This window comes from Bombella saccharophila (assembly GCF_026385475.1).
GTDB lineage: Bacteria > Pseudomonadota > Alphaproteobacteria > Acetobacterales > Acetobacteraceae > Bombella > Bombella saccharophila.
In genome coordinates this window covers 869,578-881,451 of sequence record NZ_JANIDW010000001.1, presented here as the reverse complement: position 1 = coordinate 881,451, position 11,874 = coordinate 869,578, and the positions used below count along the sequence as shown (strand labels likewise).

General features: G+C 54.2%; 14 protein-coding genes. 12 read left to right on the top strand and 2 right to left on the bottom strand.

All coding sequences use genetic code 11. The features are described 5' to 3' along the window. Nucleotides 1-11 precede the first annotated feature (11 nt). Entirely contained in the window at nucleotides 12-812 is an 801-nt protein-coding gene (locus NQF64_RS03990) for an NAD(P)H-dependent oxidoreductase (protein WP_457851384.1), read from the bottom strand. Between the two features lie 178 nt (nucleotides 813-990). Here NQF64_RS03990 and ffh point away from each other — a divergent pair, with 178 nt between their 5' ends. The 11 genes from ffh (at nucleotide 991) to NQF64_RS03935 (ending at nucleotide 10,652) form a co-directional block, all read left to right on the top strand. Beyond that, nucleotides 991-2,412 carry a signal recognition particle protein gene (gene ffh, locus NQF64_RS03985; RefSeq protein ID WP_266106513.1) on the top strand — a complete coding sequence of 474 codons (1,422 nt, stop codon included), beginning with the start codon at nucleotides 991-993 and terminating at the stop codon, nucleotides 2,410-2,412. A 53-nt stretch (nucleotides 2,413-2,465) separates the two neighbouring features. Beyond that, the gene (gene rpsP, locus NQF64_RS03980) at nucleotides 2,466-2,822 is read left to right on the top strand and encodes a 30S ribosomal protein S16 (RefSeq protein ID WP_099027235.1); all 357 of its coding nucleotides are present in this window, start codon (nucleotides 2,466-2,468) and stop codon (nucleotides 2,820-2,822) included. A 22-nt stretch (nucleotides 2,823-2,844) separates the two neighbouring features. After that, nucleotides 2,845-3,387, top strand: a complete 543-nt coding sequence (rimM, locus tag NQF64_RS03975) for a ribosome maturation factor RimM (protein WP_155573381.1) — start codon at nucleotides 2,845-2,847, stop codon at nucleotides 3,385-3,387. Beyond that, nucleotides 3,384-4,088, top strand: a complete 705-nt coding sequence (gene trmD, locus NQF64_RS03970) for a tRNA (guanosine(37)-N1)-methyltransferase TrmD (RefSeq protein ID WP_099027233.1) — start codon at nucleotides 3,384-3,386, stop codon at nucleotides 4,086-4,088. The genes rimM and trmD overlap by 4 nt, the downstream gene beginning before the upstream one ends. A 24-nt stretch (nucleotides 4,089-4,112) precedes the next feature. Further along, nucleotides 4,113-4,490: a 50S ribosomal protein L19 gene (rplS, locus tag NQF64_RS03965; RefSeq protein ID WP_099027232.1), complete on the top strand. Its 378-nt coding sequence runs from the start codon at nucleotides 4,113-4,115 to the stop codon at nucleotides 4,488-4,490. A 33-nt stretch (nucleotides 4,491-4,523) separates the two neighbouring features. Beyond that, a complete protein-coding gene (gene leuC, locus NQF64_RS03960) occupies nucleotides 4,524-5,966 on the top strand; it encodes a 3-isopropylmalate dehydratase large subunit (protein ID WP_266106512.1) in 1,443 nt (480 codons plus the stop codon). A 2-nt stretch (nucleotides 5,967-5,968) separates the two neighbouring features. Beyond that, nucleotides 5,969-6,631, top strand: coding sequence for a 3-isopropylmalate dehydratase small subunit (leuD, locus tag NQF64_RS03955; RefSeq protein WP_266106511.1), 663 nt, complete (start codon nucleotides 5,969-5,971; stop codon nucleotides 6,629-6,631). Then, nucleotides 6,628-7,737 (top strand): 3-isopropylmalate dehydrogenase, encoded by a 1,110-nt coding sequence (leuB, locus tag NQF64_RS03950; protein WP_266106510.1) that lies wholly within the window; start codon nucleotides 6,628-6,630, stop codon nucleotides 7,735-7,737. The genes leuD and leuB overlap by 4 nt, the downstream gene beginning before the upstream one ends. 49 nt (nucleotides 7,738-7,786) lie before the next feature. Beyond that, nucleotides 7,787-8,989, top strand: a complete 1,203-nt coding sequence (locus NQF64_RS03945) for a pyridoxal phosphate-dependent aminotransferase (protein ID WP_266106509.1) — start codon at nucleotides 7,787-7,789, stop codon at nucleotides 8,987-8,989. Further along, nucleotides 8,989-10,194, top strand: coding sequence for a pyridoxal phosphate-dependent aminotransferase (locus tag NQF64_RS03940; protein WP_266106508.1), 1,206 nt, complete (start codon nucleotides 8,989-8,991; stop codon nucleotides 10,192-10,194). The genes NQF64_RS03945 and NQF64_RS03940 overlap by 1 nt, the downstream gene beginning before the upstream one ends. A 137-nt stretch (nucleotides 10,195-10,331) precedes the next feature. Beyond that, nucleotides 10,332-10,652 (top strand): hypothetical protein, encoded by a 321-nt coding sequence (locus NQF64_RS03935; RefSeq protein ID WP_180794242.1) that lies wholly within the window; start codon nucleotides 10,332-10,334, stop codon nucleotides 10,650-10,652. On the opposite strand, the gene NQF64_RS03930 is transcribed toward NQF64_RS03935, so the two are convergent. After that, nucleotides 10,649-11,068, bottom strand: coding sequence for a DUF423 domain-containing protein (locus NQF64_RS03930; RefSeq protein ID WP_266106507.1), 420 nt, complete (start codon nucleotides 11,066-11,068; stop codon nucleotides 10,649-10,651). The genes NQF64_RS03935 and NQF64_RS03930 overlap by 4 nt on opposite strands. Nucleotides 11,069-11,143: 75 nt before the next feature. Here NQF64_RS03930 and NQF64_RS03925 point away from each other — a divergent pair, with 75 nt between their 5' ends. Then, the gene (locus NQF64_RS03925) at nucleotides 11,144-11,692 is read left to right on the top strand and encodes a DUF4142 domain-containing protein (RefSeq protein ID WP_266106506.1); all 549 of its coding nucleotides are present in this window, start codon (nucleotides 11,144-11,146) and stop codon (nucleotides 11,690-11,692) included. The last annotated feature ends 182 nt before the right edge of the window (nucleotides 11,693-11,874 follow it).

Genomic DNA, 11,874 nt, shown 5'->3' with positions numbered 1-11,874 from the left:
TGAGAGCGGGATTAGGATAGCTTTTTGATATGGAGGTTAAAGCCATGCGCATGAGCCTCTTCCAAACCGGGACGAAGCTCCCGCGTTTTAGGGTCGTAATCCCCACTCGCTGCGGAGCGGAACGCAATAGGCGGCGTGGTCTCTAACGTGGCGAGACGCTCCCGGAAGCGGTCAACAACAGCCGGGAAGCCTTCGCCATAATCTTCTAGCCGGTCGGCGTTATAGACGAGGAAGGACGGCAAGGTAGCAAAGCCCGTATAAAAGAGCGTGCCATGGGTGAGAGGGAAGAGGAGGTCCTCAATAGGGCCGCAAATGCCGCGGGCGGCGTAGTCATGTTCTGTCCCGCCGATTGTCACGCTGAGCATGGCGCGTTTGCCCTTCATGCTTCCATCGCCGTAGCTTTTGCCTGTGCCATATGCAAAGCCAGCAGAAAAGACGCGCTCAATCCATCCCTTTAAAATAGCCGGAGCAGAAAACCACCAGAGGGGGAATTGGAAGATAACCGCATCAGCCCAGAGGAGCTTTTCTTGCTCCTCTTTAACATCTTCGGTCAGTTCTCCACTCTTATAAGCTTGGGCAGAGGAGGCTGCGACATTAAAAGGCTCGCCCGTTGTTTGATGGGGGAAGTCAGCACGATCAACCGTGGCTTTCCACTCCATGCGATAAAGGTCGGATAGACGCACTTCATGGCCGAGGGAGCCGAGTTCTCGTGCGGCAATATCAACCAAAGCCCCATTGAGGGATTGGCGTTCAGGATGGGCGAGGACGATGAGAATATTCATGCTGTAACCCTTTGTGAGTCCGATCATCATATGAAGAGGCCTCACATAGGCTACGCTTCTGCTGCAAGAGAGGCAACAGAAGGTAGGGCAGAGTGGGAAATGCTTGACGGAGGGCGGTAGAGGTCGTAAAGGCATAAAAAGTTTACGGACACGTCACTCCGCGAGGGTTCGCGCAGTGGCGCATTTGTCATGGAATTAAGGATAGATCGTGTTCGAGCAGCTTTCTGGCAGAATGTCGAAGGTCTTTGAGGGTCTCTCCCGTGGGGGGAAGCTTTCGGAGGGTGACGTCACCGAGGCCATGCGCGAGGTTCGCTTGGCCATGCTGGAGGCCGATGTCGCCCTGCCTGTGGTGCGCAGCTTTGTCAGCAAGGTAAAGGAGCGCGCTGTTGGTGGTGAGGTGCTGGATGGCGTCTCCCCCGGTCAGGCTGTGGCGAAGATTGTCAATGATGCGTTGATTGAGGCTTTGGGCGGGGCGGGGGCTGTTCCGCTTAACCTCTCTGCCCCGGCACCGATTCCGTATCTTTTGGTTGGTTTGCAGGGGGCGGGTAAAACCACGACCGCTGGTAAGCTGGCTTTGCGCCTTGCTAGCCGGGAGCGTAAAAAGGTGCTGCTGGCGAGCTTGGACGTGCAGCGTCCCGCCGCGCAGTTGCAGCTTCAGCAAATTGCTGAGCAAGTGGGGGGACGGACGGAGGGGTTAGTCACCTCATTGCCGATAGAGCAGGGACAAGGGCCGGTTGATATTGCCCGCCGCGCGCTAGAGGCTGGCCGTCGTGAAGGCTTCGATGTCGTTATTTTAGATACCGCAGGGCGTCTGGCGATTGATGAAGCCTTGATGGATGAGGTCCGTCAGGTCCGTGACGTGGCAAAACCGGTGGAAACGCTGCTGGTTGTAGATGCCATGACCGGGCAAGATGCCGTTAATACCGCCCAATCCTTTAAGGAGCAGGTCGGGCTAACAGGCGTGATTATGAGCCGTATGGATGGTGATGCCCGTGGTGGTGCCGCCCTCTCCATGAAGGCCGTAACAGGGGAGCCCATCAAATTCACCGGCTCTGGTGAGAAGATGGACGCTCTGGAAGAGTTTCATCCTGAGCGTGTTGCAGGGCGTATCCTCGGTTTAGGCGATGTCGCCGGGCTGGTGGAAAAAGCGTCCGAGCAGCTTGATCAGGAAGAAGGTGAGCGTGTTGCCAAGCGGATGCTCGCCGGCAAGTTTGATCTGAATGATTACGTCTCACAGATCAATCAAATTAACCGTCTTGGGTCTATCTCTGGTATTCTTGGTATGTTGCCGGGGATGGGCAAGCTGAAGGATAAGCTCGCGGGGAAGGATTTGGATACCTCCATCTTCAACCGGCACAAGGCGATTATTTCCTCCATGACAGCGCAGGAGCGCAAAAACCCGGAGATTATCAAGGCGTCACGCAAAAAGCGTATCGCCCTTGGCTCTGGGACGAGCGTGCCAGAGGTCAACCGGCTATTAAAGCAATTTAGCGAGATGGCCACGATGATGAAGCGGCTTAGTAAAATGGGCGGCTTAGCAGGGTTGATGCGTGGCATGGGGGGTGCTGGTGGCCTAGGTGATATGCTCAAGGGGATGGGCGGTCCAGCTGGCCGACCACCTTTTGGCTAAGTGTCTGCTTGGCTGTGTGTTTTTTGTAATGTTCTGATAAGGCAGGAGTTATTATGAGCCTGAAGATTCGTCTATCCCGCGCAGGGGCGAAGAAGCGTCCATATTATCATATTGTGATTGCCGACAGCCGCAGCCCGCGTGATGGCCGTTTTGTAGAGAAGGTCGGGGCTTATAACCCGATGCTTCCTTCCGACCATGCCGAGCGTGTCCGTCTTAATGACGAGCGCATTAAGCATTGGCTGGAGAAGGGCGCGCAAGCGACCGACCGTGTGGCACGTTTCCTCGGTCATGCAGGGCTGGCTCCGAAGCCGACCTTCCATGAGCAGCCGAAGAAATCTGCACCGAAGAAGAAAGCCCAAGAGCGTGCTGCTGCCGCTGCTGAGGCCGCTAAGGCAGCCGAGGCCGAGTAAGGCCTAAGCGGGAGATTTCCTCTTGTCACAATCTTCGTCACATCAGGATGTTTTGGTGGCCACAATTGGCCGCCCGCATGGTGTAAGGGGCCTTGTGCGCCTGCATCCTGCTACAGAGCATCCCGAAACTGTGGAGGCACTTGGCCCTCTGCATGATGAGACAGGGGCTATGTGGCATATACGCTGGAAGGCACCGGGCATAGCGGCCATTCTAGGGCAGGATGGCCAGCCATTACCGGACCGTACAGCGGCAGAAAAGCTGGTGAATCGTAAGCTCTATGCGGCGCGTGAGGCATTGCCAGAGGCAGATGAGGATGAGTTCTACCATATTGATCTCATCGGTATGGAGGCCTCTCTCACCTCTGGGGAAGCAGTTGGGCGTGTTGTGAATGTCCATGATTATGGGGCAGGTACAAGCTTAGAGCTGGAAACAGGGCAGTTGATTCCTTTCACCATGGCGTGCGTGCCGGAGCTAGACATAAAGGCAAAACGCCTTGTGATCGTTCCGCCGGAGGCTGTGGAGGTAGAAGGGGATTTAGCTGGTGAGGTAGAAGTCCGCTCATGACATGGCAGGCTGATATCTTAACCCTTTTCCCGGAGATGTTCCCCGGCCCGCTAGGCTGTTCTTTAGCAGGCCGTGCGTTAGAGCGAGCTTTATGGGCGTGCCATACGCACGACCTTCGTCCCTTTGGGCGGGGGGTGCATAAAGCTTTGGATGACGCGCCTTTTGGCGGGGGAGCAGGGATGGTTATGCGGCCTGATGTGCTGGATGACGCCCTAACCAGTGTAAAGCAGGTAGGCGATAACCGCCCGGTGATTTATCCAACACCGCGTGGGCATCGTCTAGAGCAGAAGGATATTGCACGTTACGTTCAGGGGGATGGGGTTATCATTCTTTGTGGACGCTTCGAAGGGGTGGATGAGCGCGTGCTGGAGAAACATGCAGTCGAGCAAGTCTGCATGGGGGATTTTGTCCTTTCAGGGGGGGAGATCCCAGCATTAGCCCTTTTGGATGGCTGTGTAAGGCTTCTGCCGGGTGTGATGGGGTCCGCATTAAGTGGGGAGGAAGAAAGCTTCTCTGCTGGATTGTTGGAATATCCCCAATATACACGGCCTGCATGTTGGGAGGGGCGCGAGGTTCCTCCGGTTCTGCTATCTGGCAATCATGGGGAGATCGCCCGTTGGCGTGATGAGAAATCCATTGCTGTAACGCGGACGCGCCGTCCAGACCTCTGGGCTGTGTATGAACGCTTTCAGCACCATTGAGTTTGTTTTTGCAGGAGTTTGAGTATGAACATCATTCAGCAATATGAGGCGCGCGAAATGGAGCGTCTCGCTGCTATCCGTAGCGTACCAGAGTTCGCCGCGGGGGACACAGTGCGCGTTGGTGTGCGCGTTGTGGAAGGCACACGCGAACGTGTTCAGGTGTTTGAGGGGGTCGTGATTGCCCGCTCTAACCGTGGCCTTGGCAGCAGCTTTACAGTGCGTAAAGTCTCCAATGGTGAGGGGGTGGAGCGTGTTTTCCCTCTTTTCTCCCCCGCCATTGCTGATATTACAGTAGTGCGCCGTGGTAAGGTGCGTCGCGCGAAGCTATATTACCTTCGTGGTCGCTCTGGTAAGTCCGCTCGTATTGCCGAGCGTCCACGCGATGTGAAAAAGGAGGGCTGATTTTTCAGCTCTCATTAAAGGAGATGAGAGAGAATGCAACATCCGGCTAACCCTAGAACTTTATACGATAAGATCTGGGATGATCATGTGGTGAAAACCCTTGATGACGGAACAAGCCTTCTCTACATCGACCGGCACCTCCTCCATGAGGTGACCAGCCCGCAGGCTTTTGAGAGTTTGCGGGCTGCGGGCCGCCCAGTACGGCGTCCTGATGCCACAATGGCTGTGGCAGACCATAACGTCCCGACCTCTGACCGCTCCCAACCGGTGGAAGACCCGCAGAGCCGCCTTCAAATTGAAACATTGGAGGCGAATGTTAAAGAGTTTGGCGTTCCATATTTTCCTTTACGGTCCCGCCAGCAGGGCATTGTGCATGTGGTTGGGCCAGAGCAAGGCGTTTCCCTCCCCGGCATGACGATTGTGTGCGGGGATAGCCATACCTCCACCCATGGGGCTTTTGGCTCTTTGGCTTTTGGTATTGGTACGTCTGAAGTCGAGCATGTATTGGCAACCCAGACGCTGCTTCAGAAGCGTAGCAAGAATATGCGTGTGCGGGTTGAGGGTGATGTCGCACCGGGCGTGACGGCAAAGGACATCATGCTCAGCATCATTGGCCGTATCGGTACAGCTGGTGGGACAGGCCATGTGATTGAGTTTGCAGGCTCTGCCATCCGTAATCTGGATATGGCTGGGCGCATGACGCTGTGTAATATGTCTATCGAAGCCGGAGCGCGCGCAGGCATGGTCGCACCGGATGAAACGACCTTTGCGTATGTAAAGGGTCGTCCTTTTGCCCCGCAGGGTGAGGCTTTCGAGCAAGCCGTGGCTTATTGGAAGACGTTAGCCACCGATGATGGCGCGCATTTTGATGAAGAAGTGGTGTTGGATGCCGCGGCAATTACGCCGTCTGTCACATGGGGGACAAGCCCGGAAGATGTCCTGCCCATTACAGGCACCGTGCCCCGCCCTGAGGAGTTTGCCGACCCAGCCAAGGCCGAGCGCATCCGCCGCACGCTGGCCTATATGGGGCTAGAAGCAGGGCAGAAAATTGCCGGCACACCGGTGGATGTCGTCTTTATTGGCTCTTGTACGAATAGCCGTATTGAGGACCTTCGCGCCGCTGCGGCAGTCCTTAAGGGGCGGAAGGTGGCCGAGGGTGTGCACGCGATGGTCGTGCCGGGCTCTGGCCTTGTGCGCTATGCTGCGGAGCAAGAAGGGTTGGACAAAATCTTCCGTGAAGCCGGGTTTGAATGGCGCGAAGCGGGCTGCTCTATGTGCTTGGGTATGAACCCCGATAAGCTCAGTGCGGGGCAGCGTTCTGCGTCTACTTCCAATCGTAATTTTGAGGGACGGCAAGGCCCGGATGGGCGGACGCATCTTTGCTCTCCCACCATGGCCGCTGCGGCGGCTGTGACAGGGACGCTCTGTGATGCGCGTGATTTGTTAAAGCCTGAATTGGCAGAAGGAGCCGCTTAATCATGGAAAAATTTACACGTTTAACCAGCGTTGCAGCGGCTCTCCCACAAGAGAATGTGGATACGGATCAAATCATCCCCGCTCGTTTTCTTAAAACCATTCATCGCACGGGGTTGGGTAAGCATCTTTTCGCCGGGCAACGTTATGATGCGCAGGGGAAGGAAAACCCGGATTTCGTGCTGAATAAACCAGCCTATCGTAAGGCTGGTATTCTCATCACGCTAGATAATCTGGGCTGTGGCTCTTCGCGCGAGCATGCACCTTGGGCGTTGTTGGATTTCGGTATTCGTTGCGTTATCGCGCCCAGCTTTGCCGATATTTTCTATAATAACTGCTTTAAGAATGGCATTTTGCCCATTCGCCTGCCGCGTGAGCAATGTCTCGCTCTGATGGAGGATGCGAGCCATGGTGAAAATGCGCGCTTAACCGTTGACTTGGAAAAGCAAGAGATTCATCGCCCTGATGGTGAGGTCGTGACGTTTGAGATGGACCCGTTCCGCCGTCAGGTTCTTTTAGAAGGGCTGGATGATGTGGCTCAAACGCTGAAGACTCATGAGGAGGCCATCCGCGCTTTTGAGGCCCGGCCTTCACGCGCGTGGGTGCCTTCAACGAAGCAAGCTAGCTGCCCGCAAAGCGTCATTGGCGCAAAAGGAGAAACAGCATGAGTGCTTCACATAAAATCCTTTTGCTGCCCGGTGATGGCATCGGGCCAGAGATTATGGCTCAGGCGGTCAAGATTATTGATTGGTTGAAGGCCGAGCGCGGGCTTAATGTTGACTTGTCGGAGGACCTTGTCGGTGGGGCGTCTCTGGCTAAATATGATGTACCTATCCGCGATGAGGTGATTGCCAAAGCAAAAGCGGCCGATGCTGTTTTATTTGGCTCGGTAGGGGACCCAGCATGGAAGGATGTCCCCTTTGACCGCCGGCCAGAGGTGGCTATTCTGCGCTTGCGTAAGGATTTGAATCTTTACGCAAACTTACGTCCTGCCAAATTGTTCGACCCGCTATTATCGGCATCTGCGTTAAAGCCGGATGTGGTGCGTGGGTTGGATTTGATGATTGTGCGTGAGACGGTCGGCGGTGTGTATTTTGGCGAGCCGCGCGGTATTGAGAGCCTCCCCGATGGCACAAAGCGCGGGATTAATACCGAAGTTTACACCACAGCCGAGATTGAGCGTGTGGCTCGTGTAGCGTTCGACCTCGCTCGTTTGCGGAGTGGTCGTGTTTGCTCGGTAGAGAAGGGCAATGTCATGGAGAGCGGCTTGCTCTGGCGTGAGGTTGTGACGGACCTACATAAACGTGAATATAGCGATGTCACGCTGACCCACATGTTAGCTGATAATTGTGCGATGCAGCTCGTGCGGGACCCACGGCAATTTGATGTGATGGTTACGGGGAATCTCTTTGGGGATTTATTATCTGACCTCGCCTCGATGTTGACGGGCTCTTTAGGCATGTTGCCTTCTGCCACATTAGGCACACCGGTCGGGAGTGATAAACGCGCGGCTTTATATGAGCCCATCCATGGGAGTGCACCCGATATTGCGGGCAAGGGCATTGCGAACCCGCTTGCGCAAATCCTCTCCTTAGCGATGTTACTGCGTTATTCGCTGGAGCGTGGTGAGGATGCTGCGTTGATTGAGCAAGCCGTGTCTGATGTTCTGGCCTCTGGGTTACGGACGGCAGATATTGCGGCGGCGGGCGATACCCCCGTGGGGACTGAGGAGATGGGTGCGGCTGTTCTTAAAGCATTGCGCGCCCGCGCTTAAGTGCAAGGGGCCTAAGAAGCCCCTGTTAAAGATGTAAAGAGGAGTGGATATGCCACTTGCTGCCACGCGGATGGGGCGTATTTTGCCTAGCCAGACCATCGCCATTACGCAAAAGGCGCGGGCTTTAAAAGCAGAGGGGCGGGATATTATTAGCCTCTCTGCCGGGGAGCCGGATTTTGATACGCCTGACTTCATCAAACAGGCAGCGATAGAGGCAATCCAGCGTGGCGAGACAAAATATACGGACGTAGCGGGCATACCGGCCTTACGCCAAGCTGTTGCTGCGCGGTTGAATGCTGATTTCGACCTTGATTACCGCGCGGAGGAGATTTGCATCTCTACAGGCGGTAAGCAGGTCATTTATAACGTCATGGTCGCGACATTGAATGAGGGGGATGAGGTCATCATCCCAGCCCCGGCGTGGGTCTCTTACCCTGATATTGTACAGCTGGCTGATGGTAAGCCGGTCATCGTACCCACGACGTCCGAGACGGGGTTCCGTCTAACAGCCGAGCAGTTACGGGCAGCCATTACACCGCGGACGCGTTGGCTGATGTTGAACTCCCCCTGTAATCCGACAGGCAGTGCGTATTCTCGTGAAGAGTTAAAGGCCCTAACAGATGTGCTGCTAGAGCACCCGCAGATTTGGGTTTTAACGGACGATATTTATGCCAAGCTGACCTATGATGGGCGGCAGGCTTATACCATCGTGCAGGTAGAGCCGCGCTTGCGGGAGCGTACCCTTACGATGAATGGTGTCAGCAAAGCCTATGCCATGACAGGCTGGCGTATTGGTTTTGCTGCCGCCCCCGTGCAGTTGATAAAGGAGCTGATAAAGCTGCAAGGCCAAAGTACGAGTAATGCCTGCTCTATCGCCCAAGCGGCGGCCTTGGCGGCTGTGTCTGCCCCGCAAGATTTCATTCAAGAGATGGTCTCTGTCTATCAAAAACGGCGGGACCTCGTGGTCGCAGCCCTTTCCCGCGTGCCGGGGCTTATATGCCCTAAGCCGGAAGGGGCTTTTTATGTGTTCGTCTCGGTGCAAAATCTGTTGGGTAAGCGCACAGCAAGTGGGCATGTGCTGAAGAATGATGAAGATTTCGTCACGGCCTTGCTGGATGAAACCGGGGTTGCTGCCGTGCATGGCACTGCGTTTTTGATGCCGGGTTATTTCCGTGTGTCATACGCGACAAGCACGGAGCTTTTGGAGGAAGCCTGCCGTCGCATTGCCCGTTTTTGTGAGGGGCTAGCCTAATGTTTAAACCAGCCGAGCGTTTAGCGACATTACCCACACCCGCAACCATTGCTATGGCCGCGCGTGCGCGTGAGCTTAAAGCGCAGGGTAAGCCGGTGATTTCCTTAGCCTTGGGCGAGCCGGATTTCCCATCGCCTAACGCCGCGTTGGAAGGTGCGGTAGCAGAAGTCCGCGCGGGGCATACTGGCTATCCGCCAATTCCCGGTCAGAAGCCGCTATTGGAGGCCATTGCGGCAAAGTTTAAGCGGGATAATGGGTTGGATGTATCGCTAGAGCAGTTGATGGTCTGTAATGGCGGCAAACAAGCTATTTTTAATGCGTTTATGGCCTCCTTAAATGAGGGGGATGAGGTTGTTGTTCCCGCTCCTTATTGGGTGAGTTATCCCCTCATTGCGCGGATGTTTGGTGGTGTGCCAGTGGAGGTCCCTTGCCGGGAGGAAGATGGCTTTCGCCCACAAGCAGAAGCGATTCGCGCAGCAATTACCCTACGCACGCGTTGGCTTGTGCTGAACTTCCCCAATAATCCGACCGGGGCTATCCTAGAGCGCGCTGATTTGGAGGCGATTGCTGCCGTGTTGCGCGATGCCCCGCATGTCATGGTGATGAGTGACGAGATTTACGAGCATCTCACCTTTGATGGTAAAGCGCATCTTTCTTTGCTCAATGTCGCGCCGGATTTGGCAGAGCGTGTCCTCATCATCAATGGGATGAGCAAAGCTTATGCGATGACTGGCTGGCGTGTTGGCTTCGCTTGTGGTCCTGTGCCGCTCATTAAGGCGATGATTAAAGTACAGGGCAATGCGACATCTGGCATTTGTACCTTGGCACAAGGCGGGGCCGCCGCGGCTTTGCGGGAAGATATGGCCGGGGTGCAGGCGATGCGAGCAACTTATGAGCGGCGGCGTGGCGTTGTGGTCGGGGCTTTACAGCAGATTACCGGGCTTAGCTGCGCTATGCCGCAAGGGGCATTTTATGCTTATCCCGGCTTATCTGCCTTGATGGGCATGCATTCAGCCGGGGGGCGTTTGTTAAAAGATGATGTCGCCTTTGCTGAGGCTCTGTTGGAGGAAGCGCACATCGCTACAGTTCCCGGCTCTGCCTTTGGTTATGGCCCACATTTACGGCTCTCCTTTGCGGCCGCCGATGCAGAGCTTGCCGAAGCCTGCGAGCGATTGAAGGATTTTGTGGCGGGGATAAAGGGCTAGACGTACTCCTAAGAGAGGAAGGTAGAGAAACTGTAACAATACGATGCTGAAAATGGCCTTTCGCGGCCTGGATTCCTTGATCAACTATGATTTCCTGTTAGGCTATCTTTACGTTGTGAGCAGGATGGGTGTTTGAGGTGAGACGGAAACGGCCAATTTTTTATAAAACGTCGCGTAAAGAGGTATCGGTTGCCTCTACGCTTGGTCGTATGGTCGTGTTGTTGGGGCTAACGTTTGGTTTCCTCCTGCTTGTGCGATTCTGCTCTCCTGTGTTTCATGCTGTGCAATATGTCGCGGGGACAGCGTGGTGGCAGCAACTTTATACGCTGCTGCATATAGAAACAGCTTTGGGGCGGGAGCAACTCATCCTGCTGGGTATTGTGTTAGGGGCTTTTGTGCTTGCCCTGTTAATCCAGCTGTCAGGATTATGGCTGTTGCAAAAAATACGCGGGCGTTAAGCGCTCCTCTGTTGTAGAGCAGAGGACGCTACACATAACCACGACAGGATGAGCATTGTTCCCCCTAAGGGGGCTAGTCGTGCAGGGAATAAGACCCCAACTCCATGAAGTGCAACAGGGATACTAAAGAGGGTGGTGCCGAGGGCCAGACCTATGCAGCCGCATGTAAGACGTAGCGGATGCAGTTGGGAGGCTCCTAAGCTTAGGGCACAGAGGGCGATTCCGTGCCATAAAGCAATGTCGGCAGCTCTATGGAGCATATCTCTGCCTTGTGGAGATAGAAAAGCGGCGTCGGGCAGATGGGTGGCTAGGGCTTGGCTAGCAACGGCGAGGCTGGCATAGAAGGCTCCGAAAGCGAAAAGATAACGTAAAATCCTATGGATATAGGTAGGAATTGTCCTGTTATGTTGCTGCATATTGGTTATAACCTGACGTAATTAACGACTGTTGTTGAGTGTTCCATGTGTTTGGGAGGATGAGAAGAGAAAATTATGAAACGTCATTCCATATTATGTATTGCATTTTTGGCTATGGGGGGGTGTGCATTATTCCCGCCTTCAGCACCGCGGGTTCCGCCTCTACCTAAGGGGCCAGTAACGCCGCCTAAACTGTCTGTAAGTGATGTGGCAATGTTGCAGAAAATTGAGTCTCGAGCTGTTTACATGAAGGCTATGGCGAGTTTGGCTGATACCCATAGTAGTGATGAGTTAGTGAAGGGTTTTGCTCGCCAAATGGTGCAGGATTACGATAAAACGCATGTGGCAGCGCAAAAACTGGCAACAAATTTTAATCTTGCTTTGTCAGATGCTCAATCAGCACAGGATAAGAACCGCCTAACACGCTTAGGGAAGCTGTATGGTCGTCCCTTTGATAGAAATTTTCTATACAATTTAATACATTCCTCCACAGCAAAAGAACGGGCGGAATTAAAGGCTGTGCAGAAAAATGGAAGCACAGCGGAGATGAAAAGCCTTGCCGGTGCGCTAGTAACCTTATTAGAGCAATGCCAAGTGCAAGGTAATGGGTTAATTCATCGTTAAAATTTCTAGAAACGGCTAATCGGCGACCTGTCAAAATGTTATCTTATTTTTGACATTTTCATTGTAATGTGGCAGAGGCAAGTAGTCGTTGGGAATAGAGACCTATTATTCCCTCTAATCTATAAGTCATATCTTTTAGGAGGTAGATATTATGGAGAATAGAGGGAGTGATAGTGGCTTGA

What these genes read in the sequence shown, in the direction of transcription:
- NQF64_RS03990 (WP_457851384.1), bottom strand. Translation starts at nt 812, where the DNA reads ATGATGATCGGACTCACAAAGGGTTACAGCATGAATATTCTCATCGTC.
- rpsP (WP_099027235.1), top strand. Translation starts at nt 2,466, where the DNA reads ATGAGCCTGAAGATTCGTCTATCCCGCGCAGGGGCGAAGAAGCGTCCA.
- trmD (WP_099027233.1), top strand. Translation starts at nt 3,384, where the DNA reads ATGACATGGCAGGCTGATATCTTAACCCTTTTCCCGGAGATGTTCCCC.
- rplS (WP_099027232.1), top strand. Translation starts at nt 4,113, where the DNA reads ATGAACATCATTCAGCAATATGAGGCGCGCGAAATGGAGCGTCTCGCT.
- leuC (WP_266106512.1), top strand. Translation starts at nt 4,524, where the DNA reads ATGCAACATCCGGCTAACCCTAGAACTTTATACGATAAGATCTGGGAT.
- leuD (WP_266106511.1), top strand. Translation starts at nt 5,969, where the DNA reads ATGGAAAAATTTACACGTTTAACCAGCGTTGCAGCGGCTCTCCCACAA.
- leuB (WP_266106510.1), top strand. Translation starts at nt 6,628, where the DNA reads ATGAGTGCTTCACATAAAATCCTTTTGCTGCCCGGTGATGGCATCGGG.
- NQF64_RS03945 (WP_266106509.1), top strand. Translation starts at nt 7,787, where the DNA reads ATGCCACTTGCTGCCACGCGGATGGGGCGTATTTTGCCTAGCCAGACC.
- NQF64_RS03940 (WP_266106508.1), top strand. Translation starts at nt 8,989, where the DNA reads ATGTTTAAACCAGCCGAGCGTTTAGCGACATTACCCACACCCGCAACC.
- NQF64_RS03930 (WP_266106507.1), bottom strand. Translation starts at nt 11,068, where the DNA reads ATGCAGCAACATAACAGGACAATTCCTACCTATATCCATAGGATTTTA.
- NQF64_RS03925 (WP_266106506.1), top strand. Translation starts at nt 11,144, where the DNA reads ATGAAACGTCATTCCATATTATGTATTGCATTTTTGGCTATGGGGGGG.